The sequence below is a fragment of the Streptomyces sp. NBC_00005 genome (assembly GCF_045160215.1).
Lineage (GTDB): Bacteria > Actinomycetota > Actinomycetes > Streptomycetales > Streptomycetaceae > Streptomyces.
Genome location: NZ_CP108316.1, coordinates 1,628,350 through 1,652,437, shown reverse-complemented (window position 1 = coordinate 1,652,437; position 24,088 = coordinate 1,628,350). Strand labels below are relative to the sequence as shown.

The 24,088-nt window shown below is 69.4% G+C and carries 21 protein-coding genes; 14 read left to right on the top strand and 7 right to left on the bottom strand.

Features of this window, described 5'->3' with window-relative positions; all coding sequences use genetic code 11:
* Nucleotides 1–21: 21 nt before the first annotated feature.
* From OG303_RS08020 to asnB, 5 genes are all read left to right on the top strand, one after another.
* Entirely contained in the window at nucleotides 22–1,377 is a 1,356-nt protein-coding gene (locus tag OG303_RS08020) for an NAD(P)/FAD-dependent oxidoreductase (protein WP_405866230.1), read from the top strand.
* A complete protein-coding gene (locus OG303_RS08015; protein WP_405866228.1) occupies nucleotides 1,374–1,754 on the top strand; it encodes a hypothetical protein in 381 nt (126 codons plus the stop codon). Before OG303_RS08020 ends, OG303_RS08015 begins: the two co-directional genes overlap by 4 nt.
* Nucleotides 1,755–1,900: 146 nt before the next feature.
* Nucleotides 1,901–2,320, top strand: coding sequence for a YciI family protein (locus OG303_RS08010; protein WP_405866226.1), 420 nt, complete (start codon nucleotides 1,901–1,903; stop codon nucleotides 2,318–2,320).
* On the top strand, nucleotides 2,317–3,456 hold the full coding sequence (locus OG303_RS08005; RefSeq protein WP_405866224.1) for an RNA polymerase sigma factor: 1,140 nt from the start codon (nucleotides 2,317–2,319) through the stop codon (nucleotides 3,454–3,456). Before OG303_RS08010 ends, OG303_RS08005 begins: the two co-directional genes overlap by 4 nt.
* A gap of 272 nt (nucleotides 3,457–3,728) precedes the next feature.
* Nucleotides 3,729–5,570: an asparagine synthase (glutamine-hydrolyzing) gene (gene asnB, locus OG303_RS08000; protein ID WP_405866222.1), complete on the top strand. Its 1,842-nt coding sequence runs from the start codon at nucleotides 3,729–3,731 to the stop codon at nucleotides 5,568–5,570.
* Nucleotides 5,571–5,686: 116 nt separating this feature from the next.
* Here asnB and OG303_RS07995 read toward each other — a convergent pair whose 3' ends face one another.
* The 3 genes from OG303_RS07995 to OG303_RS07985 all read right to left on the bottom strand — a co-directional run bounded on the left by OG303_RS07995 (nucleotide 5,687) and on the right by OG303_RS07985 (nucleotide 7,355).
* Nucleotides 5,687–6,181, bottom strand: coding sequence for a peptidylprolyl isomerase (locus OG303_RS07995; RefSeq protein WP_405866220.1), 495 nt, complete (start codon nucleotides 6,179–6,181; stop codon nucleotides 5,687–5,689).
* A 104-nt stretch (nucleotides 6,182–6,285) separates the two neighbouring features.
* A complete protein-coding gene (locus OG303_RS07990) occupies nucleotides 6,286–6,930 on the bottom strand; it encodes a DUF6624 domain-containing protein (RefSeq protein ID WP_405866218.1) in 645 nt (214 codons plus the stop codon).
* Nucleotides 6,927–7,355: an ATP-binding protein gene (locus OG303_RS07985; RefSeq protein ID WP_405866216.1), complete on the bottom strand. Its 429-nt coding sequence runs from the start codon at nucleotides 7,353–7,355 to the stop codon at nucleotides 6,927–6,929. The genes OG303_RS07990 and OG303_RS07985 overlap by 4 nt, the downstream gene beginning before the upstream one ends.
* 401 nt (nucleotides 7,356–7,756) lie before the next feature.
* Here OG303_RS07985 and OG303_RS07980 point away from each other — a divergent pair, with 401 nt between their 5' ends.
* The 3 genes from OG303_RS07980 to OG303_RS07970 all read left to right on the top strand — a co-directional run bounded on the left by OG303_RS07980 (nucleotide 7,757) and on the right by OG303_RS07970 (nucleotide 9,840).
* Complete coding sequence (locus OG303_RS07980; protein WP_405866214.1) at nucleotides 7,757–8,623, top strand: helix-turn-helix domain-containing protein; 867 nt, start codon at nucleotides 7,757–7,759, stop codon at nucleotides 8,621–8,623.
* Between the two features lie 3 nt (nucleotides 8,624–8,626).
* The gene (locus OG303_RS07975) at nucleotides 8,627–8,872 is read left to right on the top strand and encodes a DUF397 domain-containing protein (RefSeq protein ID WP_405866212.1); all 246 of its coding nucleotides are present in this window, start codon (nucleotides 8,627–8,629) and stop codon (nucleotides 8,870–8,872) included.
* Between the two features lie 158 nt (nucleotides 8,873–9,030).
* Complete coding sequence (locus OG303_RS07970) at nucleotides 9,031–9,840, top strand: SAM-dependent methyltransferase (protein WP_405866210.1); 810 nt, start codon at nucleotides 9,031–9,033, stop codon at nucleotides 9,838–9,840.
* Between the two features lie 49 nt (nucleotides 9,841–9,889).
* Here the strand turns inward: OG303_RS07970 and OG303_RS07965 are convergent, their stop codons facing one another.
* Nucleotides 9,890–10,915: a LacI family DNA-binding transcriptional regulator gene (locus OG303_RS07965; protein ID WP_405866208.1), complete on the bottom strand. Its 1,026-nt coding sequence runs from the start codon at nucleotides 10,913–10,915 to the stop codon at nucleotides 9,890–9,892.
* A gap of 153 nt (nucleotides 10,916–11,068) precedes the next feature.
* Here OG303_RS07965 and OG303_RS07960 point away from each other — a divergent pair, with 153 nt between their 5' ends.
* The 6 genes from OG303_RS07960 to OG303_RS07935 all read left to right on the top strand — a co-directional run bounded on the left by OG303_RS07960 (nucleotide 11,069) and on the right by OG303_RS07935 (nucleotide 18,808).
* Nucleotides 11,069–12,430: an ABC transporter substrate-binding protein gene (locus tag OG303_RS07960; RefSeq protein WP_405866206.1), complete on the top strand. Its 1,362-nt coding sequence runs from the start codon at nucleotides 11,069–11,071 to the stop codon at nucleotides 12,428–12,430.
* On the top strand, nucleotides 12,427–13,353 hold the full coding sequence (locus tag OG303_RS07955; protein WP_405866204.1) for a carbohydrate ABC transporter permease: 927 nt from the start codon (nucleotides 12,427–12,429) through the stop codon (nucleotides 13,351–13,353). Before OG303_RS07960 ends, OG303_RS07955 begins: the two co-directional genes overlap by 4 nt.
* A gap of 3 nt (nucleotides 13,354–13,356) precedes the next feature.
* Entirely contained in the window at nucleotides 13,357–14,229 is an 873-nt protein-coding gene (locus OG303_RS07950) for a carbohydrate ABC transporter permease (protein WP_405866202.1), read from the top strand.
* A gap of 55 nt (nucleotides 14,230–14,284) precedes the next feature.
* Complete coding sequence (locus OG303_RS07945; RefSeq protein WP_405866200.1) at nucleotides 14,285–16,366, top strand: glycoside hydrolase family 2 protein; 2,082 nt, start codon at nucleotides 14,285–14,287, stop codon at nucleotides 16,364–16,366.
* Nucleotides 16,367–16,446: 80 nt separating this feature from the next.
* Nucleotides 16,447–18,108, top strand: a complete 1,662-nt coding sequence (locus OG303_RS07940; protein ID WP_405866198.1) for an RICIN domain-containing protein — start codon at nucleotides 16,447–16,449, stop codon at nucleotides 18,106–18,108.
* A 241-nt stretch (nucleotides 18,109–18,349) separates the two neighbouring features.
* A complete protein-coding gene (locus OG303_RS07935; RefSeq protein ID WP_405866196.1) occupies nucleotides 18,350–18,808 on the top strand; it encodes a hypothetical protein in 459 nt (152 codons plus the stop codon).
* A 200-nt stretch (nucleotides 18,809–19,008) separates the two neighbouring features.
* Here the strand turns inward: OG303_RS07935 and meaB are convergent, their stop codons facing one another.
* Genes meaB through OG303_RS07920 form a run of 3 tightly spaced genes read right to left on the bottom strand, consistent with a single transcriptional unit; the run spans nucleotide 19,009 to nucleotide 23,995 of the window.
* The gene (gene meaB, locus OG303_RS07930; protein WP_405866194.1) at nucleotides 19,009–20,004 is read right to left on the bottom strand and encodes a methylmalonyl Co-A mutase-associated GTPase MeaB; all 996 of its coding nucleotides are present in this window, start codon (nucleotides 20,002–20,004) and stop codon (nucleotides 19,009–19,011) included.
* On the bottom strand, nucleotides 20,001–22,187 hold the full coding sequence (scpA, locus tag OG303_RS07925; RefSeq protein ID WP_405866193.1) for a methylmalonyl-CoA mutase: 2,187 nt from the start codon (nucleotides 22,185–22,187) through the stop codon (nucleotides 20,001–20,003). The genes meaB and scpA overlap by 4 nt, the downstream gene beginning before the upstream one ends.
* Nucleotides 22,187–23,995: a methylmalonyl-CoA mutase family protein gene (locus tag OG303_RS07920; RefSeq protein WP_405866191.1), complete on the bottom strand. Its 1,809-nt coding sequence runs from the start codon at nucleotides 23,993–23,995 to the stop codon at nucleotides 22,187–22,189. Before OG303_RS07920 ends, scpA begins: the two co-directional genes overlap by 1 nt.
* Between the last annotated feature and the right edge of the window lie 93 nt (nucleotides 23,996–24,088).

The window sequence follows — 24,088 nt, the reverse complement described above, 5'->3', positions numbered from 1 at the left end:
GGCCAACAAGCAGAGGGAATCATGCGTGAGATTCTGATCGTCGGCGGTGGCTACGCGGGCTTCTACACCGCATGGGGCCTGGAGAAGACGCTGCGTCCGGGCGAGGCGCGGGTCACGGTAGTCGATCCACGTCCCTACATGACCTATCAGCCCTTCCTGCCGGAGGTCACGGCCGGCTCGGTCGAGGCACGTCATGCCGCGGTGTCGCTGCGGCGGCATCTGCGCGGCACCCGGCTGATCGCGGGGACCGTGACCGAGATCCGCAACGCGGACCGCAGGGTCACCGTCCGCTCGGTGAACGGGACCGACCACGAGCTCCACTACGACGTCCTCGTGGTCACCGCCGGCGCCGTGACCCGCACCTTCCCCATCCCCGGACTCGCCCAGCAGGCGATCGGGCTCAAACACGTGGAGGAGGCGGTGGCGATCCGCGACCGGCTGCTGACCGCGTTCGACCAGGCGGCATCGCTGCCACCGGGTCCCGAGCGGCGAAGGCTGCTCACCGTCACCTTCGTGGGGGGCGGGTTCTCCGGCGTCGAGGGCTTCGGCGAACTGCTGTCGCTGGCGACCGCCATGCTCAGGTCGTATCCCGAGCTGAGCTTCGACGACCTGTCCTTCCACCTGGTGGAGGCCCGGGGCCGCATCCTGCCCGAGGTGAGCGACAAGCCGGGTGCCTGGGTGGTGCGCTCACTGGAACGCCGTGGCGCGCACGTCCACCTGAACACCCAGCTGGTGTCCGCCGAGGACGGGCACGTCGTGCTCTCCGACGGAGACGAGTTCGAGTCCGCTCTGATCGTCTGGACCGCGGGCAACGCCTCGAACCCGGTCGTGCACAACCACACGGATCTGCCGGTCGACGAGCGCGGCCTGCTCATGGTCCGCCCCGATCTTCGCGTGGGCACCTCCGGCGAGCCCGTGCCGGACGTGTGGGCGGCCGGAGACGACGCGGCCATTCCCGACCTCGCCTCGCCCCTGCCGGACGCCCGCACGGTGCCGAACGCCCAGCACGCCGTACGGCAGGGCAGGCTCCTCGCCAAGAACCTCGTGGCCGACCTGCGCGGGGGACGAGTGCGGAACTACCGGCACAGCAGTCTGGGAGTGGTGGCCACGCTGGGGCTGGGCAGGGGCATCTTCCAGTACAAGGGCATCGTCATCAAGGGACTGCCCGCCTGGCTGATGCACCGGGGCTATCACGTCCTGGCGGTGCCCACCTGGGAGCGCAAGGTCCGCGTTCTGGCCGTCTGGCTCACTGCCGCACTGTTCGGCCGGGATCTCGTATCCCTGGCCTCCGTGCAGCATCCGAGGGACGCTTTTGTCAGGAGCGGTGAGGCGCAGGGCTTCGGCACGAGCCGGGCGAGTGAGGAGACTGCGGCATGAGCATGTGGGGTTCTCGATTCCACCGGGAGGACACCGTGGACGCACGTGAGGAGGCCGCACGCGGCCTGACCGACATCGAGGGCTTCCTGTACCGGGAGGCTCACGTGGAAGCGGCACATCGGCGCGTCGCGGACTTCACCGCACGGGCAGAGGGGCTGACCCCGGAACAGAAACAGCGAATCGAGCAGTGGTATCTCGACGAGCAGAAATACGTCGCCCGCCTGGTGACCGATCACATCGCCGACCGCATCGACGCGGCGGAAGAACAGCACCACATCCGGATCCGGCACTGGCTCCGGGGAACACTCATCGCGATGGTCCTCATCACCGTGGCAATGATCGCGTGCGTCGTCGTGATCGTGGAAGCGTCACGATGAACACTGGTGTGCCACCTGGGAACACCTGCCGTGGCACAGACCCCGGCGAAACTCGCTCGTACGGCGATGTCGAGAACCCGTGACCGGCTCCGTCCCCGGGGTGAACGCGACCACAATGGGTCGCATCAGTACCGAGGAGAGCCACGATGGCCAAGTACCTACTGCTCAAGCACTACCGCGGCGCTCCGGCTTCGGTCAACGACGTGCCGATGGAGAAGTGGACGCCGGAGGAGATCTCGGCCCACGTGCAGTACATGCGGGACTTCGCGGACCGGCTCGAGGAGACCGGCGAGTTCGTCGACAGCCAGGCGCTCGCCCCCGGCGGCACGTTCGTCCGGTACGACGGTGAGGGGCGCCCGCCGGTCACCGACGGGCCGTTCGCCGAGACCAAGGACCTGATCGCCGGGTGGATGGTGATCGACGTCGACAGCTACGAGCGCGCCGTCGAGCTGGCCGGGGAGCTGTCGGCCGCCCCCGGGAAGGGCGGGGAGCCGATCCACGAGTGGCTCGAACTGCGCCCGTTCTACGGCATGTCGCCCACCGACACGGAGTGCACATTCAAGTGAACGAGGTGCTGCTCCGGAGCCTCACGCCGAGCGTGCTCGGGATCCTCGTCCGCCGCGGAGCCGACTTCGCGGCGGCCGAGGACGCCGTACAGGACGCGCTGCTCGAAGCGGTCCGCGTCTGGCCGGCCGACCCTCCGCGGGATGCGAAGGGCTGGCTGGTCACCGTGGCCTGGCGCAAGTTCCTGGACGCCACCCGCTCGGATGCCGCCCGCCGCCGGCGTGAGGACCGCGTCGACGAGGAGCCGGCACCCGGGCCCGCACCCGCGGCGGACGACACGCTCCAGCTCTACTTCCTGTGCGCCCACCCCTCGCTGACGCCGTCGTCCGCGGTCGCGCTCACGCTGCGCGCCGTGGGCGGGCTGACCACCCGCCAGATCGCCCAGGCCTACCTGGTGCCCGAGGCGACCATGGCGCAGCGCATCAGCCGGGCCAAGCGCACCGTCTCCGACGTGCGCTTCGACCAGCACGGCGACGTCGCCACCGTGCTGCGCGTCCTCTACCTGGTCTTCAACGAGGGCTACTCCGGCGACGTCGACCTCGCCGCCGAGGCCATCCGGCTCACCCGGCAGCTCGCCGCCGCGATCGACCATCCCGAGGTGGCGGGACTGCTCGCCCTCATGCTGCTCCACCACGCCCGACGCGCCACCCGGACCGCGCCCGACGGCAGCCTCGTACCGCTCGCCGAGCAGGACCGCGACCGGTGGGACACCAAGTCGATCGCCGAGGGCGTCACCATCCTCCAGAGGGCCCTCGCCCGCGACCGGCTGGGCGAGTTCCAGGCCCAGGCCGCCATCGCCGCACTCCACGCCGACGCGCCCACCGCCGAGGAGACCGACTGGGTGCAGATCGTCGAGTGGTACGACGAACTCACGCGCCTGACCGACAGCCCCATCGTCCGGCTCAACCGTGCGGTCGCCGTCGGCGAGGCCGACGGACCGCGCGCCGGCCTCGCGGCACTCGCGGTACTGAACGACTCGCTGCCCCGCCACACCGCGGTGGCGGCCTACCTCCACGAGCGCGACGGCGACCTGGCGACGGCGGCCCGGCTGTACGCCGAGGCGGCCCACAAGGCACCCAACCTCGCCGAACGCGACTACCTGACGCGCCAGTCCGCCCGGCTCAACACCCGCCGCTGACTTCAGAGGTGGCGAAGTTTTTGCCTGTGGCCGATTCCCCGTGGGTCGGCCCGGTGATGCGGGGCTCCACGGGTGTCGCGTATGCAAAGCGAGGCTGAAAACGTCTGGTTGCGCGGTCCGTCGGTGTTACGGCCATGTTGACCGCCCCAGAGGCGCGGCGCACTCTCGCACCTACATGGCAGTTACAACTTGTTTGCTCGTGGGGCGTCATCGGATGCGGGAAACCGCAGGTGAACCGACGACCCCGGCAAGCGTGGAGCGGGAGGCAACGTATGTGCGGCATCACCGGCTGGATCTCCTACGACCGCGACCTGCGCACCGAAGCCGCCACATTGGATGCAATGACCGAGACGATGGCCTGCCGCGGGCCCGACGACCGGGGTACCTGGGTCCAGGGCCCGGCAGCCCTCGGGCACCGCAGGCTCGCGATCATCGACCTGTCCGGCGGCCGGCAGCCGATGACCGCCGACACCCCGCACGGGAGCGTGGCCCTCGTCTACTCGGGAGAGGCGTACAACTTCACGGAACTGCGCCGTGAACTCACCGGCCGGGGCCACCGGTTCAGCACCGATTCCGACACCGAAGTGGTCCTGCGCGGCTACCTCGAATGGGGCGACGGGATCGCGGAGCGGCTCAACGGCATGTACGCGTTCGCCGTCTGGGACGGCCGCCAGGACAAGCTGGTGATGATCCGGGACCGTATGGGCATCAAGCCCTTCTACTACTGCCCGACGCCCGACGGTGTCCTGTTCGGCTCCGAGCCCAAGGCGATCCTCGCCAACCCGCTGGCCCCGGCCCGGGTCACCCTGGACGGACTGCGCGAGCTGTTCACCATGATCAAGACGCCCGGGCACGCCGTCTGGGACGGCATGGCGGAGGTCGAACCCGGCACCGTCGTCACCGTCGACCGCTCGGGCCTGCACCGCCGCGTCTACTGGGAGCTGGAGACCCGGCCCCACACCGACGGCCGCGAGACCACCATCGCCACCGTCCGCTCCCTCCTCGACGACATCGTGCGTCGCCAGCTCGTCGCCGACGTGCCCCGCTGCACCCTGCTCTCCGGCGGTCTCGACTCCTCCGCGATGACCGCGCTCGCGGCCCGGCAGCTCGGCGAACACGGCGAGAAGGTGCGCAGCTTCGCCGTCGACTTCGTAGGCCAGACGGACCGCTTCGTCTCCGACGAACTCCGCGGTACCCCCGACACCCCGTTCGTCCACGACGTGGCCCGCACCGCCCACACCGAACACCAGGACATCGTGCTCGACCCGCAGGCGCTCGCTGACCCCGGCGTCCGCGCCAAGGTGATCCGGGCCCGTGACCTGCCCGCCGGGTTCGGCGACATGGACGCCTCGCTGTACCTGCTGTTCCGGGCCATCCGGGACCAGTCGACCGTCGCCCTGTCCGGCGAGTCGGCCGACGAGGTCTTCGGCGGCTACCTGCAGTTCTTCGACGAGGAGGCCCGCCGCGGCGGCACCTTCCCCTGGCTGGTGCAGTTCGGCCGCCACTTCGGTGACGACGCCGAGGTCCTGCGCCCCGGCCTCCTCGACTCCCTCGACCTGGGGGGATACGTCGCCGACGGCTACCGCACGGCTGTCGCCGGCATCCGCCGCCTCGACGGCGAGAGCGACTTCGAGTACGGGATGCGGCGGATGAGTCACCTCCACCTCACCCGCTTCGTCCGCGTCCTGCTCGACCGCAAGGACCGCGCGAGCATGGCCGTCGGCCTCGAGGTCCGGGTCCCGTTCTGCGACCACCGGCTCGTCGAGTACGTCTACAACACGCCCTGGGCGCTGAAGTCCTTCGACGGCAGGGAGAAGAGCCTGTTGAGGGAGGCCTCCGCCGATCTGATTCCGAAGTCCGTGTACGACAGGGTCAAGAGCCCGTACCCCTCCACACAGGACCCCAAGTACGCCGCCGCGCTCCAGGACCAGGCGAAAGACCTGCTGGCGCAGCCCGGCCACGCCGTCTTCGACCTCGTCGACCGCGACCGCCTCCACCGCGTCGCCCACCGGGACACGCCCGTGAACACGCAGGCCGAGCGACGCGGCCTGGAACGCACGCTGGACCTGGCCATGTGGCTCGACATGTACCGCCCGGACATCAGGCTCGCCTGAGCCACGCTCCCCGGCTCCCGCCCCCACCCCGACAGTCCACGGGAAGTGACGTTCCTCGTTCGATGTCGGGGTGGGGGACCGGCGGGAGTAACGGCGCGATCCGCGCTCCGGCGCTGCTAGGCGACGACGCCACAGTCGTCGACGACGATCTTCTTGGCCGTCGCACCCGAGCGGTTGCCGAGGCCCTCGATCGTCTTGACGACGTCCTCGCCCTCGACGACCTCGCCGAAGACGACGTGCTTGCCGTCCAGCCACGGCGTCACCACGGTGGTGACGAAGAACTGCGAGCCGTTGGTACCCGGGCCCGCGTTGGCCATGCTGAGCAGGAACGGCCTGTCGTGCTTGAGCTGGAAGTTCTCGTCCGCGAACTTCTCGCCGTAGATGCTCTTGCCGCCGGTGCCGTTGCCGTTGGTGAAGTCACCGCCCTGCAGCATGAACTCCGGGATGACCCGGTGGAAGGGCGCACCCTTGTAGCCGTACCCGTGCTGGCCGGTCGCCAGCTCACGGAAGTTGCGTGCGGTCTTGGGCACCACGTCGTCGAACAGCCGGAAGACGATGCGGCCGAGGTCCTCGCCATCGGCCGAAACCTTGAAAAATACGTTCTCGCTCATGGCCCTGATTCTCCACAAGACGCGGGGCCAGGTCGAACTGAGCGGGCGCGGCGCTCTCCGGCCACGCCTCGGAGGCGCCTGTGACGGTGCCTGCCCAGAGCCCCTCAGCCATGGATGCGCAGGGCTTGCAGCTGTTCTTCGAGGGGGCCGAGGCCGACATCGCGGCGGCGCTCGTCGACGCTCTGCGGATGGCGGATGGGATACGGGCGCAGGCTCGTGGGATCGATCCGCGTTCCGTAGTACTGCGGCTGGCCCAGGTCGACGGCGCACTGGTCGGCGATGTAGGCGAGGTGGATGGCGGGAGTGCGCCCGTCGGCCGTGTCCTGGGCGATCAGATCGCGGCACCTGAGCCGGAAGCCGAGATCGGAGGCGTGCAGCAGGATCATCAGGGCCGCGGTCGACGCGGGCGGTCCGACCAGGTCGGCGTTGGGCCAGCCGTAGCGGCGGACGATCATCGCGAGCGCCTCGGCGTTGTCCCGGTGGCACCGGGCGATGCGGCGTTCGCGCTCCGGTGTGGGATGCACGCCCGTCTGCCGCATCAGCTCCCTGTCCTCGTCCGCCCTTCGCAGCAGCTCGGCGGCCAGAGCCGAGGCCATCGCCGGGGACAGGGGTCCCGCCGTGGTCCGCGGTGGTGCGACGGTGCAGGGGTCACCGCTCCGCGCGCCGTGGCCGGCCACCGGGTGACCCCCGGCGGCACCGTGTGCCACGCCGTTTCCGCTGTCGCCCAGGCGTCCTGCCGTGCCCTTCACGGTGCCGCTCCCCGCCGTCCGATCGTGAACCACACCTTCTTCCCCGGGATCCCCGGATCGGGGGGCGCCGTGCCCCAGCCGTCGGTCAGTGCCGCCACGATGGCCAGTCCGCGTCCCGACTCCGCCACCTCGTCCACCGCCCGCGGCCGCGGCAGCACGGGCGAGCGGTCGGCCACGATCACGCGCAGCACGCGCTCGGTGCACTCGATGGTGACGGCGACCGTGTCGCGGGGGCCACGGCTCGCGTGTCTGACGGCGTTGGCGAACAGTTCGCCGGTCGCCATGGCCGCGTCGTCGACCTGCTCGGGACGCGGCAGCAGATCGGCCAGGCGCTCGGTGACGGTGCGCCGTACCACGACAGCCCAGGAGGGGTCGGCCGGGAAGGTGGACCGCAGGAGTTCGTTCACCCCGGCGGATGCCGTCATCGATCCTCCTTCGTACGCAGCCCGGCCGTGGGGAGGCCGCCCCGGTGAACAACTGCCGTAGCGGCGAAGCGATTCGAAGGCGGGACGGGGTGCCGGCCTGCGCGGCGGGCTCCCTTGCCCGGGCTCCCTGACTGTCCGTCGGTCACGGTGGCCGTCCAGGTCTCGCCTCGCGATGGATGCGGCAGCCGTCCGACCCGTCGGAACATCAGTTCCCTTGGTGCCGGGGGCAGTTGGGCACCACACAATCGCGATGTGCGACAGGTCACAGAATCACTATGGCCGCCTGCAAACACAACCCGCAACCTTCGTTCCGATAATTTCAGAACTATCCGCATCGTTCTGTCCGAGTCGTCGGATGCGTGGCACACTGCACGCTGTAACGGCCGTTCAGGAGGTTGGACGTGAGCGATAACCGCTCGGGCGGCAGCGCGCCGACCGTCCTGCGGATCGTTCTCGGCAAACGCCTGCGGACCCTGCGCGAGCGGGCCGGGGTGTCGTTCGAGGACGCGGCGCGGGCCATCGAGGTGACCCCTCTGACGGTCCGCCGGATAGAGAAGGCCGAAGTCGGGCTGCGCATCCCGTACGTCAAGGAACTGCTGCACACCTACGGGGTCCCGGCGACGGAGATAGACGACTTCCTCGCTCTGGCCCGGGAGGCCAACCAGCCCGGGTGGTGGTACAAGTACCGCGACGTACTGCCCGAGTGGTTCAGCGCCTACGTGAGCCTGGAGAGCGAAGCCAGCGTCATCCGTCTCTACGAACCCCACTACGTCCCCGGCCTGTTGCAGACGCACGACTACGCCACCGCGCTCATGCGCGTCGGCTTCCCCAACGAGTCGAAGGAGGAGATCGGCCGCCGGGTGTCCCTGCGCCTCAAGCGTCAGGATCTCCTCACCAAGTCGGACGCCCCGGCCATCTGGGCCATCGTGGACGAGACGGTGCTGCGCCGGCCCGTGGGCGGGGTCGAGGTGATGCGGGCTCAGATCGACCAGCTGATCGAGGTCCTGGCGATGCCGAAGGTCCGGATGCAGGTCATGCCCGTCTCCGTGGGAGCACACCCCGGCGCCTTCGGTCCCTTCCACCACTTCCGCTTCGGGTTCTCCGAACTGCCCGACGTCGTCTACACGGAGAACCTGACCGGCGCGGTCTACGTCGACCGGCCGGAGGACGTCGTCACCTATCTCGAAGTGCTGGACCGGATGTCCGTTCAGGCGGAGCCGGTCGTACGAACCAGGGAAATCCTGGGTGAACTGCGTAAGGAGTTGTGATCCATGGGAACCGAGGGACGCATCTACAACGGTATGCCCGCCGTCGACCTGGGGACCGAGGGCTGGCACAAGCCCTGGAGCGGTACCAACGGCGGCAGCTGCGTCGAGGCGAAGCGACTGCCCGACGGCAGCGTCGCCTTCCGCCAGTCGACGGACCCCGACGGGCCCGCACTCGTCTACACCCGCGACGAGATGATCACGTTCCTGGAGGGCGCCAAGTCCGGCCAGGCGGACTTCCTCGTCGCATGAGCACTCGCCCCGCCACGAACGGACAACCGTGCGACCCGCGCGACGGCTCCCGCCGTGCGGGTTCGCGGTCGGCATCCGGTTGTCAACTCGGGCCCCCTACGCAGACGTTGTCGTTAGGTTAGTTGCAGACCCCGTGACGCACGGCAGGAGAATCTCCCATGGCAGACAGCCGGTCGACCTCCGACCAGGAAGCACTGTCCAAGATCGACACCACGGTGCCGCACTCGGCCCGCATCTGGAACTACTGGATGGGTGGGAAGGACAACTACGAGGTCGACCGGATCGCGGGCGACGCCTACCGTGAGGTCGCCCCCAACATCGAGACCATGGCCCGTGGTTCCCGGCAGTACCTGATCCGCGCCGTGACCCTCGTGGCGGGCGAACTCGGCATCCGCCAGTTCCTCGACATCGGCACCGGCCTGCCGACCTACGACAACACCCACCAGGTCGCCCAGCGCATCGCACCCGAGTCGCGCATCGTCTACGTCGACAACGACCCCCTGGTGCTGCGGCACGCCCAGGCCCTCCTCACCAGCGACCCCGAGGGTGTCACCGAGTACATCGACGCCGACCTGCACGAGCCCGAGAAGATCATCGAACGGGCCGGACAGACCCTCGACTTCGACCAGCCGGTCGCGCTGATGCTCATGGGCATCCTCGGCCACATCCAGGACTACGAAGAGGCCAAGTCCATCGTCGGCCGCCTCCAGGCCGCCCTGCCGTCCGGCAGCTACTTCGTCCACTACGACAGCACCGACACCGACGAGTCGCTCAAGGACGCCCAGCAGGGCTACGACGACACCGGCGCCATCCCGTACGTCCTGCGCAGCCCGGCACAGATCGCCGCCTACTACGAGGGTCTCGAACTCCTGGAACCCGGCATCGTCTCCTGCCCACTGTGGCGCGCCGAACCCGGCACCACACCTGAACTCACCGACATCTACGGCGGAGTGGCCCGCAAGCCCTGAACCGCGCCGCCCGCGCAGCCTGGTCGGCCCGCGGCCTCGGTCCGCGCCGTCACACGGCTCGAGAGTCGCTCGTGGTGCTGCCCCTCACCACCAACCGGTACGGCGCCTTCGAGTCTGCCGGTGGCGATGCCGTGCCGGCGATGATCCCGACGAGCGTGCTGACGGCCGTGTGCGCGATGCGGGCCTTGTCGGGCGCGATGGTGGTGAGTGTCGGCGAGCTGTACTCGCCCTCCTGGATGCCGTCGACACCGACCACGGCGATGTCTTCGGGAACGCGGACTCCCGCGCGCGTCAGCGCGTGCATCGCGCCGATGGCGAGGAGGTCGTTGTAGCAGAAGACGGCGTCGGGTGGTTCGGGCAGGGCGAGGAGATGGTTCATGGCCTCGGCGCCGAGGTGCCGGTGGAAGCGGGGCGTGGGCACGACGAGGCTCTCGTCGAGCGGCAGGCCGGCCGCTGTCAGGGCCTGGCGGTAACCGATGGTGCGCAGTTGGGCGGTTTCGCCGGTGCTGTAGGGCTGGTCACCGATGGCGGCGATACGCCTGCGCCCCAGGGCGATGAGGTGCTCGGTGGCCTCGCGGGCCGCGGCGACATTGTCTATCGCCACGTGGTGGAAGTGGCCGTTGAAGATGTGCTCGCCGAGCAGGACGACGGGCACCCGGTTGGTGCGGCCGCGCAGTTCGTCCTCGGAGATGGACAGGGGGCTCAGCAGCAGTCCGTCGAACATCGTGGCGCGTGATTCGCGGCTGAGCAGCTCCCGTTCCCGCTCGCGGTCGCCGTCCGTCTGGTCGAGCATGACGACGTATCCGTGGGCACGGGCCGCGGTGATGACCTCACGGGCCAGCTCGGCGAAATACGGGACGTCGAGTTCCGGCACGATGAAGGCGAGCATGCCGGTGCGGCCCCGGCGAAGGTTGCGGGCGACCAGGTTGGGCCGGTAGTCGAGTTCCTCCAGCGCCGCCTCGACCCGGGTCCGCAGCTCGTCGGAGACGGGCACGGAAGCATTGACCACATTGGACACCGTGCGGATGGAGACTCCCGCGCGTCGGGCGACGTCACGGAGGGTTGCGCCGGCCATCCAGGTACCCCTCTCTGCCGGTGTCGCGCCCACCGGGCCTCTCCGGCAGGACTGCTCCACATCGCGGCAATCGAATGCTACCCGGGTATTGCATCGTTGCAAAAGGCGTCGCATCATCTCTGCATCGTTGCAATCAGGAGTGGAGCCGTGCTCATGCCCAGATCTTCCGTTCCGCGTCGCAGCGTCCTGCGCGGCGCTCTGGGGGCCGGCGCCCTCGCCGTCGGCACCGGACCCCTCGCCGCCTGTGCCCCCGGCTCTTCCGGGGCCGAGCCGCGCAAGCTCACCGGGACGCCCAGTGCTTCGGCCAAGGGTGAGGTCACCATCTGGAATCGTTCGGGCGATCTGTTCAAGGTCTTCGACGCGGCCATCGACAAGTTCCGCAAGGCCCATCCCGAGGTGAAGGTGAACCACCAGGCCGTCGACATCGACGCCAAACTCGCCAACACCCTGATCACCGGGGCGGATCTGCCGGACGGCAGTTTCTGGGACGACGCCAAGATCGGCAGCCAGGCCGAGCATCTCTACGACCTGACGGACCTGATCGAGCCGTATCGTAAGGAAACGTCCCCGTACAAGCTCTCGGTCAACACCGTCGACGGCCGTATCTACGGAGTTCCCTGGGACCTCGACCCCGGACTGCTCTGGTACCGCGAGGACCTGCTCGAGGACGCGGGAGTCGATCCGGCGAACCTCGCGACGTACGACGACCTGCTGGACGCGGCCCGGGCGCTGAAGGAGAAGAACCCCAAGGCAGGCCCCATCCACATGGACAAGGATCCCTTCCTCGGACAGCTGTGGCTGGAGATGCTCGCCAACCAGCAGGGCACCAGCCTCACGGACGCCCAGGGCAAGGTCCGGCTGGACTCCAAGGAGTACCGCACCATCCTCACCTGGATGCGGTCGGCGGTGCACGAGGGCCTGGTGACGCACGCCGAGTACCTCAAGCAGGCCGACCTCGCCGCCCTGGAGGACGGCCGGCAGGCACTCGTGCCCTGGGCGGTGTGGTGGTCCTTCGCTCCCCAGCAGCTGCTGAAGAAGACCAAGGGAAAGTGGCGGGCCATTCAGCTGCCCGCCTGGACGGCCGGCGGGGCGCGCAGCGGCGCGATGGGCGGCAGCAGCTTCATCATCCCGGCGAAGGCGAAGAACCCCCAACTGGCCTGGCTGCTCTATGAGTTCCTGTGCTTCAAACAGCCCGGCTACAGCGCGGTCTACGGTCCGGGCAGCGTCTACCCCGGCGGCCTCAACACCTCCGTGCCCAGCTACACGCCCGCCCGCAAGGCCGACAAGCCGCTCTTCAAGCCGGTCCAGGCACTCGGCGGTCAGGACCTGTGGAAGATCGCCGTGGACGCGGCCGCCACCATTCCGGCCGCTGCACCGATCCCGGCCTGGTGGAGCAAGTCGGTCGACTACCTGGGCAACAACCTGCAGCGCCTGATGGAAGGGTCGATGACCCCCGACGACGTCATCGACGACTCCACCCGCAAGATTCAGCGCAACCTGGTGGACCGCGCGTGACTCCGGCGACCCTCACCCCGCTGCGACGTGCCGAACAGGAGACATCGGCGCCACCCCGGGCCCGCCGCCGGCTCTTCCTCACGCCCTACCTGTTCGTCGCTCCGTTCTACGTCGTCTTCGCCGCGTTCGGGCTCTATCCGCTGCTCTTCGCACTGCAGTTGAGCTTCACCAACTGGAAGGGCGCCGGTCAGGCACGCTTCATCGGCCTCGACAACTACACCTACCTCCTCACCAGCCCCGAGTTCTGGTCCTCCTTGGGCAACAGCGCCGTGATGTGGCTGCTGATCGTGCCCGTGCAGATCGTCGGCGGTCTCGCCGCCGCGGTGCTGCTCGCCAACGCGCGCCTGAGACTGCGCGGCATGTTCCGGGTGGCGTTCATCGCGCCCTTCGTCACCCCGCTGGTGGCCATGGCCCAGGTGTGGATCGTCGTCTTCGACACCGACTACGGACTGGTCAACAACCTGCTGCAGCTGGTGGGTCTGCCGGAGGTCGACTGGCTGACCTCGACGGCGTGGGCGAAACCGACGCTCGCCCTGCTGTTCCTGTGGAAGACCACCGGGTTCGCGATCATCATCCTCCTCGCCGGGCTCCAGGCCGTGCCTCCCGACGTCTACGAGGCCGCGGCGCTCGACGGTGCCACGCGACGGCGCCAGTTCTGGTCACTGACGCTGCCCCTGGTCCGCCGCAGCATCGCCTTCCTGGTCGTCGTGCAGACCCTCGCGGTGTTCCAGATGTTCGCCGAACCCTTCGTGGTCACCAAGGGCGGTCCGTACGGCTCGACCACCACCGGCGGCCTCTACCTCTACAACCACATCACGGCATCCGACCTCGGGACCGGAGCGGCGAACTCCTTCCTGCTCGTCCTGCTGGTGTTCGCCCTGTCCCTGCTGTCCGTGCGTCTGCTGCGCTCCCGAGACGAGTGACTCATGAAGCACATGAAGCACAAGAGCCTCTCCCAGCCCGCACCCGGGCCTGTCCAGTACGTCGTCCTCGCCGGACTGGCCGTCCTGTTCGTCTATCCCATCTGGTGGGCGATCAGTTCCTCCCTGAAGCCGCCGAACGACATCGTCCGTGCCCCGCTGTCGTTCTCACCCGGCTCGGCCACGTTCGGCAACTACCAGGCGATGTTCCACGACGTGCCGATCGGCACCGGGTTCCTCAACACCGTGCTGGTCGTCGCCGTCAAAGGGGCGATGACCATGTGCTTCTGCCCGCTGGCCGGCTACGCCTTCGCCAAGTACCGCTTTCTGGGCCGGGACCTGCTCTTCGGCGTCCTCATGCTCACCCTGATGCTGCCGACGCTGGTGCTGATCATCCCGCTGTTGTTGGAGATGAGTCAGCTGGGCTGGGTCAACACCTACCAGGCGCTGATCCTGCCCGGCAGCATCGACGCCTTCAGCATCTTCTGGATGCGGCAGACCATCGCCGCCGTCCCCGACGAACTCCTCGACGCCGGTCGCGTGGACGGAGCGAGCGAGTTCGGGATCTTCGCCCGCATCGTGGTGCCCGTCATCCGTCCGGGCCTCGCCGCACTCGGCGTGCTCACCGCGATGAACATCTACAACGACTTCGTCTGGCCCGTCGTCGCCGTCAACGACGAGAGCCATCAGACCCTTCAGGTCGTTCTGTCCACCCTGGCGCAGAACGTCACCGGCAACCGCATCGGCGCCGACTTCGGCACCGTGTGGGGTGAACTGCTGGCCGCCGGGAGCATCGCGATGCTGCCCGTCCTGCTGCTGTTCGTCCTGCTGCAACGCCACTTCATCAACGGAATCCTCGCGGGCAGCGTCAAGGGCTGACACCCCCCGCCCACCCGGCATCCCCCTCGCCGTCACGATCGGAGCAGACACACCCATGCCCATCCCGCGCCCCGCGTACCCGCACCCGCACTTCGACCGCTCGCACGCCTGGCAAAGCCTCAACGGCACCTGGGACTTCCGGGCCGACCCCGCCGAACAGCACACCGCGCACGACGCCGACGGCTACGACCGGCAGATCACGGTGCCCTTCGCCTGGGAGACCCCTGCCTCCGGCATCGCAGCGCACTGGCTCCGGACGGCTTGGTACCGCCGCACGTTCACCGTGCCGCCCGCGTGGGAGGGGCAGCGTGTCGTCCTCCACTTCGGCGCCGTCCACCACGCGGCCACCGTATGGGTCAACGGCATCGAAGTGGCCCACCACGAAGGCGGTTACACACCTTTCTCCGCCGATGTGACGGACGCGCTCGGCGACGGCGGGCACCTTCTCACCGTGCGCGTCCACGCACCCGCGGACAAGCGGGACATCGTGCACGGCAAGCAGCGCAGCATGCCCCGCGACGACTACGACGGCGTCTGCTTCACACCCTCGTCCGGGATCTGGCAGAGCGTCTGGCTGACGCCGCGCCCCGCCACCCACCTCGCCGCGCTGCGGCTGCGCCCCACACGAGATCTGACCGGCATCGCCGTCGACGCCACCGTGCGGGGCCCGAACGCCGACGCCGCACTGCTGCACCTGCGGGTGCGCGGCGAAGCCTCCACCGTCACCCTGAACATCGCCGCGGACGGGCGAGCCGGCACCGAACTGCCGCTCGCCGACCCGCGGTTGTGGTCCCCGGAAGACCCGCACCTGTACTACGTCGACGCCGAACTCACCAGCGCACACGGCAGCGACCGGGTCACCTCCTACACGGGGCTGCGCTCGGTCACCGTGGACGGCGAGGCGCTGTATCTCAACGGCCACCGGCTGTTCGTCCGCGGCGTACTGGACCAGGGCTACTGGCCCGACACCGGGATCACGGCTCCCGACGACGCGGCACTGCGCCGGGACGTCGAACTCGCTGCCCGGGCCGGCTACAACCTCGTACGCAAGCACCTGAAACTGGAGGATCCCCGCTATCTCCACCACGCCGACGCCCTCGGCGTGCTGGTGTGGGCCGAGCCCGCCTCTCCCGGCAGCTTCTCACCCGAGTCCACCGCACGGTTCGCCGAGCAGATCGAACCCATGGTGGAACGCGACGGCAACTCTCCCGCCATCGTCATCTGGGGCCTGTACAACGAGGAATGGGGCCTGGACTGGGACATCCCCGGCGACCCGGCCAAGCAGCAGGCCGTCGCGGACGCCTACGACCGGCTCAAGGCTCTCGACCCCACCCGGCCCGCCGTCGACAACTCCGGCTGGACGCACGTCAAAACCGACCTGCTCGACTGGCACTACTACGACGAGAGCGCCGCCTCATGGGCCGCCACGGTCTCTGACCTCCTCTCGGGGCGACGCGACGACTTCCCCGTCAGGCTCGGTCCGGACCACGTCGTCCACAAGAAGCTCGCCGTACCCGGGCAGCCGCTGCGCGGCCTGCCCAACCTCAACAGCGAGTACGGCGGCGGCTTCACGGGCCTGGAGCGCGCCTGGCACCTGCGCTGGCAGACACAGGAACTGCGCCGGCACGACCGGCTCGCCGGTTACGTCTACACCGAGCTGTACGACATCGAGCACGAGAGCGCGGGGCTGCTGGACTTCCACCGGGGGACCAAGGATCTCGCGGGTGTCGATCCGGCCCACGTCAACGCACCCACCACCCTCGTCCTGGACGTCACGCCGGTCGCGCCCGGACGCGATCTCCTCACCGCCACACGGGAGTTCACCGTCGGCGTACGCGTGTCCCACCACGGCACCGACCCGGTCGACGGCATCCTGCACACCGCATGGACCCCGGTGTACGCGGCGGCGCCCGAATCGCCCGGCGGCGCCGTGCGGGGATGCCGCGCCGAAGCCAAGCCCTACCTCCTCGGTGAGCCCGTCGCCGTTCCCGCCACGCTCCCCGCGGGTTGGACCAGCGGACGCCTTCACCTGGCGCTGGTCGCCGAGGGAACGGTCGTGGCCCGCACCGCACTCGACGTGGACACCCGCACCGCGATGCACGTCGGAGACGATCCGCAGGCCCGACCGGCCGAGTGACCGAACCGAACCGACCCGATCCGCCGCCCGAGCAGCCCATCCGGCACCCCACCGCACCTCGACCGCAAAGGAGTTGCCTCATGCGCACAAGGTCACCCCGGCACAGATCACCAGCTCTGCTCAGCGTCCTCGCCCTGATGGTCGCCCTGCTGTCCCTCTGGTCCCCTCCCGCGTCCGCGGCACCGGCCGGACAGGTGCTGGCGTCGCCGGACCTGGCCGCCTATCCGCAGGGAGACAACAGCTATCCCCGGGCGATACGTCTCGACCACGACGGCTCATCGGGCCAGACCATGCTGGCCACCTTCGCCCGGCGCAATCAGGGTGGCGTCAACTCACTGCCGATCTACCGCAGTACCGACGGCGGACAGACGTGGAGTGCCAACCCGATCTCCACGATCACCTCGCACACGGCCGGCTGGGACCTGGAAGCCCCCGTCCTCTACGAGGTGCCCCGCACCGCGAACGGACTGAACGCCGGCGACCTGCTCGCCGCCGGAACCGCCTGGGACGCGGGCGACTTCACCGCGCAGAAGATCGAGGTCTTCAAGAGCACCGACCACGGCCGGAGTTGGCAGTACCTGTCCAACTGCACGCAGACCAGCGGGATGCCCGACACCGTGGGCCACGGCATCTGGGAACCCTGGTTCCTGCTCGCCCCGAACAACACACTCGCCTGCTTCATCTCCGACGAGCGGCCCGCGAACACCCCGACCAACAACCAGGTCATCGGCCACTACACCTCCACCGACGGTGGCCGGACCTGGAGTTCCACGCCGACCCAGGACGTCGCGTTCCCCTCCGACAACCTGGCCCGCCCCGGCATGTCGATCGTCGTGGCACTGCCCAACGGCAGGTTCATGATGGCGTACGAGCTGTGCCGGGACGCCACGGATCCCGACCATGCCTGCGCGGTGTACACCAAGACCAGCGCGGACGGCCTGAACTGGGCTCCCACCGACGACGCGGGCACCCTCGTGCAGACCGGCGACGGCCGGCATCTGCTGCACACGCCCTACCTGGCCTGGCAGTCGGGCGGCGGCCCCAACGGCACACTCCTGATGTCCGGCCAGCGCGTCGTCACCGGACCGACGGGCGACAAGGCCGTCATGGCGGAGTCCGGCACGGTCGTCCTGGCCAACACGAACCTCGGCGCCGGCGAGTGGACCGAGATCGAAGCTCCCGTGAAGACGGATCCGACCGGCGGCTACAACACCGGTGAGCCCTCCTGCCCCGGCTACAGCTCACCGATCACCCCAAGGGCGGACGGCAGTTCCTTCCTGTACCTGAGCGCGACATGGCTCGGTACCGGCAACCAGTGCCAGGTCCGCTTCAACACCGGGAAGCTCGGCGGCCCGGTCGGACAGGTCACCACCCCATGGGTGTCGGGCAAGTGCCTCGACGTCGACACCAACACCAACACCAACGGCAGGGCCGCACAGCTGTGGGACTGCAACACGGCGACGGGTCAGCGCTGGTCGGTCGCACCGGACGGCACTCTGCGCGCGTTCGGCAAGTGCCTGGACATCGACGGCAACGGCACGGCCAACTCCACCAAGGTGCAGCTGTGGGAGTGCAACGGCGCCGGCGGCCAACAGTGGCAGCCCCAATCAGACGGCTCCCTGCGAAACCCGCAGTCGGGCCGCTGCCTGGACATCCCCGCGGGCGCCACAGCCAACGGCACACAACTCCAGATCTACGACTGCAACGGCCTCGGCACCCAGAAGTGGAACATCCCGACGTAGGGGGCCCGGCGAGCCTTCTCCTGACGACCTGAACTCGGCACGTCCGAACTCGGCGCGTCCGAGCGGCCCGGTTGGCCGGGTGGACACGGGCGAAGTCTTCGGGCCGTACGTCGCCGACGCGGGCCCGCCAGGAGATTCCGGCGTTGTTGCGCCGGATCCGAAGGGCCTCGGGGGTGCACTCGATCCAGCCGCCCCGTACCTGTGACCTCCGTTGTCAGTGCGGGATGCCATGATCGGCCGTATGGGAGTGCTCTTCGGCTACTACGCCGCTGCCGATGACCAGGATGCCGGCCGGGCGATTCTGCGGGAGGACGGTGAACCCAGGGGGACTGGTTACGACGAGTTCGTGGTGAAGGGCATCGATCCGGTGTCCGACCTGCTGCCCGCGGAGGTTCTCATAACCGGCCGAGCCGCAGAGGATGTCAAGGCCGATCCCCGGCACGCTCACCTGGTCGCGATGGTGGGAGAGGGAGAGGTTGTCACGGTGTCCCTCACCGACACCTTCCGCGACTCACTCGCGAGCTTTGACCCGGGGTTGCTGGACGCCGTTGCTCAAGGCTGGGTCGCGTCGGGCGACTTCTACACACCGCCGGACGCAGACGGCATCGACGACCTTGCCGCCTTCCTCCGCCAACTGGCCACCCTCGCACAGCGAGCGGTCACCCGCGAACAGCGCTTGTACTGCTGGATCTGTCCGTAGGAATCCGTAGGGGAGTTGTGCCGGAGCGGCCCGCCCGCCCGCTTCACCGCCGGGGCCGTTCCCTCCCCGGGCGACGGGCGTGTTCAGCTCCGCGAGGCCCGCAGTGCCTCGTCCCACGCATGGGGGCTGCGGTGGTGGTTGCTGTGCCCTGCTTCGCGTACGGACCGGAGCTCGACCCCGTGCCCGAAGCCCGCGCCCGCTCAGCGTTCCCCGGGTCCGAACCCGGACCCGAACGCCTTGAGGATCCGCTCGGCAGCCAGCGTGGCCGTCAACTCGCCGTCCCTGACCTGTTGTTCGAGGGGCGGCGCGAGGGACCGTACCGCCGGATCGGCGTGCAGGCGGCCGAGGAGTTCGTCGCGGACCATGTTCCAGGTCCAGTCGACCTGCTGGTCACGGCGCTTGGCGGCGAGGCGCCCGGTCGAGTCCAGCAGGGTGCGGTGCTGCTCCAGGCGTTCCCACACGGTGTCCAGGCCGGCCGATTCGCGGGCGCTGCAGCTGAGCACCGGCGGGGTCCAGACCGCGTCCTTGCCGTGCATCAGGCGCAGGGCGCTCGCCAACTCCCTTGCCGCCGCCTGCGCGTCGCGCTCGTGCGGGCCGTCCGCCTTGTTGACGGCGATCACGTCGGCGAGCTCCAGGACGCCCTTCTTGATGCCCTGCAACTGGTCGCCGGTGCGCGCGAGGGTGAGCAGCAGGAAGGAGTCGACCATGTTGGCGACCGCGGTCTCGGACTGGCCGACGCCGACCGTCTCCACGAGGACGACGTCGTAGCCGGCCGCCTCCATCACGACGATCGACTCGCGGGTCGCCTTGGCGACACCGCCGAGCGTGCCCGCGGTGGGGGAGGGGCGGACGAAGGCCGCCGGGTCCACGGCCAGGCGTTCCATGCGGGTCTTGTCGCCCAGGATCGAGCCGCCCGTGCGGGTGGAGGACGGGTCGACGGCGAGCACCGCCACCCGGTGTCCGAGCGAGGTGAGCATGGTGCCGAACGCGTCGATGAACGTCGACTTGCCGACGCCCGGCACCCCGCTGACACCGATCCGCCGCGCCCGGCCGCCGTGCGGAAGCAGCTCGGTCAGCAACTCCTGTGCCAGCGTCCGGTGTTGCGGCCGGGTGGACTCGACGAGCGTGATGGCGCGCGCGATGATCGCCCGCTTCCCGTCGAGCACACCCTTCACATAGGCGTCGACATCGATCACAGGTCGTGCCCGAGATCGTGCCCGAGGTCGTCCGACAGCCGCTTCACCAGGTCGTACGCCGCGTCAGGAATCACCGTCCCGGGCGGGAACACGGCCGCCGCTCCCATCTCGAGCAGCGTCGGCACGTCCTGCGGCGGGATCACCCCGCCGACCACGATCACGATGTCCTCGCGCCCCTCCTCGGCCAACTGCTCCTTCAACGCAGGTACGAGGGTGAGGTGCCCGGCGGCCAGCGACGAGACCCCGACGATGTGGACGTCCGCCTCGACCGCCTGGCGGGCCACCTCGGCCGGCGTCTGGAACAGGGGGCCGACGTCCACGTCGAAGCCGAGGTCGGCGAACGCGGTGGCGATGACCTTCTGCCCGCGGTCGTGGCCGTCCTGGCCCATCTTGGCGACCAGGATGCGCGGGCGGCGGCCCTCGGCCTCCGCGAAGTCGGACACGAGGGTGCGGGTGCGTTCCACGGTGGGGGACTCGCCTGCTTCGTTGCGGTACACGCCGGAGATCGTACGGATCTGGCTCGCGTGCCGGCCGTACAACTTCTCCAGGGCGTCGGAGATCTCCCCGACGGTGGCCTTCGCACGGGCGGCGTTCACCGCCAGCTCCAGCAGGTTGCCCTCGCCCCCGGCCGCCCGGGTGAGCGCGTCGAGCGAGTCCTGGCAGGCCCGCTCGTCCCGCTCCGCGCGCAGCCGCCGCAGCTTATCGATCTGCTGGGTGCGCACGGAGGAGTTGTCGACCTTGAGGACGTCGATCTGCTCGTCGGTCTCGACGCGGTACTTGTTGACGCCGATGACCGGCTGGCGTCCCGAGTCGATGCGCGCCTGGGTGCGTGCGGCGGCCTCCTCGATGCGCAGCTTGGGGATGCCCGCGTCGATGGCCTTGGCCATGCCGCCCGCGGCCTCGACCTCCTGGATGTGCTGCCAGGCCCTGCGCGCGAGGTCGTACGTCAGCTTCTCCACGTACGCGCTGCCGCCCCACGGGTCGATGACCCGCGTGGTGCCGGACTCCTGCTGGATCAGCAGCTGCGTGTTGCGGGCGATGCGCGCCGAGAAGTCGGTCGGCAGAGCGAGCGCCTCGTCGAGGGCGTTGGTGTGCAGCGACTGGGTGTGGCCCTGGGCCGCCGCCATCGCCTCGACGCACGTACGCGTGACGTTGTTGAACACGTCCTGCGCGGTCAGTGACCAGCCGGAGGTCTGTGAATGGGTGCGCAGGGAAAGGGACTTGGCGTTCTGCGGGTCGAACTGCCTGACCAGCTTCGCCCACAGCAGGCGCGCCGCCCGCAGCTTGGCGATCTCCATGAAGAAGTTCATGCCGATCGCCCAGAAGAACGAGAGCCGGGGCGCGAACGCGTCCACGTCCAGGCCCACTTCCCGCCCCGCCCGGATGTACTCCACACCGTCCGCGAGCGTGTACGCCAGCTCCAGATCGGCCGTCGCACCCGCCTCCTGGATGTGATACCCGGAGATCGAGATGGAGTTGTAGCGGGGCATCCGCTGCGAGGTGTAGGCGAAGATGTCGGAGATGATCCGCATCGACGGCTTCGGCGGATAGATGTAGGTGTTGCGGACCATGAACTCCTTGAGGATGTCGTTCTGGATGGTCCCGGCCAACTTCTCGGGCGGTACGCCCTGTTCCTCCGCGGCGACGATGTAGAGCGCGAGAACGGGCAGCACGGCACCGTTCATCGTCATCGACACCGTCATCCTGTCCAGCGGGATCCCGTCGAACAGCTGCCGCATGTCGTAGATCGAGTCGATCGCCACGCCCGCCATGCCGACGTCACCGGTCACCCGCGGGTGGTCGCTGTCGTAGCCGCGGTGGGTGGGCAGGTCGAAGGCGATCGACAGGCCCTTCTGGCCGGCGGCGAGGTTGCGCCGGTAGAAGGCGTTGGACTCCTCGGCGGTGGAGAAGCCCGCGTACTGGCGGATCGTCCAGGGCTGGTTGACGTACATCGTCGGGTACGGGCCGCGCAGATACGGGGCGGCTCCCGGGTAGGTGCCCAGGAAGTCCAGGCCCTCCAGGTCCTGCCCGGTGTAGAGCGGTTTGACCGGGATGCCCTCCGGGGTCTCCCAGAGCAGGTCGTCCCCGCCGGCCGCCTTCTTGACGGCCGTGCGCCACTCGTCGGCACCGCCGTCGACGGACGGACTTCCCAGCTCGATCCCGGAGAAGTCGGGGATTCCCATCAGGACACTCCCATGCGGTCAAGGGTGTTGGACAGTACGGCGACGGCGTCACAGCCTGCGAAGACGTACGAGTCGACATCGGCGTACTGCCCGGGACGGCCGGCCAGGAACACATGCGAGGCGCCGGCGGCCTTCAACTGCGCGGCCACGGACTCCGCCTGCTCCTCGTACAGGGCGTCGCTGGAGCACAGACAGACCTCCGTGGCACCGCTGTCCCGGAACGTGCCCTCGGTGACGGGCTCGATGCCGCCCGCCTGGAAGAGGTTGGAGACGAAGGTCGTCCGCGCGGTGTGGGCAGCGGCCGGGCCGATCGTGGCCAGGAAGACGCGCGGCCGGGAGCCGGTCGCCGCGAGGTGCGCGTCGGAGCGGGCGCGCAGTTCCTCGTACGCCTCGTCGCGGTGGACGCGGGGCAGGCCGCCGGACAGCGGCTCGGGTGCGGCCTGCCGTACGACAGGCTTCTCGGCGAGGTGCGGGAACTCACTGATGCCGGTGATAGGTTCGCGCCGCTTGGCGAGCTTGCCCTTACGGGCCTGCCAGGTGTCGGCGAGGTCCTGCCCGAGGCGCCCCGAACGCAGGGCGGCCGCCAGGCCTCCGCTCCGCTCGATCCGCTGGAAGAACTCCCAGCCCGCGTGGGCGAGTTCATCGGTCAGCCGCTCCACATACCAGGAGCCGCCCGCCGGATCGATGACCCGGGACAGGTGCGACTCCTCGATGAGGATCGTCGACGTGTTGCGGGCGATACGGCGCGCGAACGCGTCCGGCAGCCCGAGCTCGTGGTCGAAGGGCAGCACGGTGACCGAGTCGGCCCCGCCCGCCCCCGCGGCCAGCGTGGCGATGGTCGTGCGCAGCATGTTCACCCACGGGTCGCGGCGCGTCATCATCACCGGCGAGGTCACCACGTGCTGGAGCTGCGCCCCCGCCTGCGGGGCCCCACAGGCCTCGGCCACACGGGCCCACAGCCTGCGCGCGGCCCGCAGCTTGGCGATCGTCAGGAACTGGTCGGCGGTCGCCGCGTACCGGAACTCCAGCTGCGCACAAGCCTGTTCGACGCTCAGCCCGGCGTCGGTCAGCTCGCGCAGATACGCGACCCCGGTCGCCAGGGAGCTGCCCAGCTCCTGCGCGGCCGAGCCACCGGCCTCGTGGTAGGGCAGCGCGTCCACCGTCAGCGCCCGCAGCCCGGGGTACTCGCCGCTGCACAGCCGGGCGAGACCGGCCACCGGCGCGAAGTCGTACGACTGCCCGGTGCGGGCCTCGTGGCCGAGCGGATCCGCGCCCAGGTTGCCGCGCACCGCGTCCTTGGCGACGCCCCGCTCCGCGTAGAGCCGCAGCAACTCCCGTGCGGCGGGCTCCACTTCGGGTCCGGCGTCGAGGACGACGGGCGCCAGGTCGAGATAGACGCCGTCCAGAACCCGGCCGAGCGACGACACCGGGATGTTCCCGTCGCCGACGGCCAGCCACACGGACGTGACGCCGTTCTCCAGATCGGAGAGCACCGCGGAGCCGTCGGCCGCCGTGTGGCGCTGCCGTACGTCCCAGCCGCCGGCGGTGTTCCCCTCGGGCCGGCTGCCGCGCACGAAGGGCGCGAACCCGGGGAAGCCCGGCTCGGGCGCGCTGTCGCGCGAGGTGTACAGGGGACGGGTGCGCAACCCGTCCTCCAACGCGGTGGACAGGGCTTCCTCGGCCTGAGCACCCTCGACGTCCTTGCCCGACTTGCGCAGCACGCCCGCAACGAGGCGCTGCCACTGCTCATGGGACACGTCAGGGAACTCGGCGGCCAGCTCAAGCCCGTCGTCAGGCAGGACCGTCATGCTCGGATGCTAGGCCAGAGGCGCAAAGGAGCAGCAGAGGGCACGGCTGTGACCTTGCCCTCTCCGAAGCTGTGACCTGCCTCTCCGCGCCGT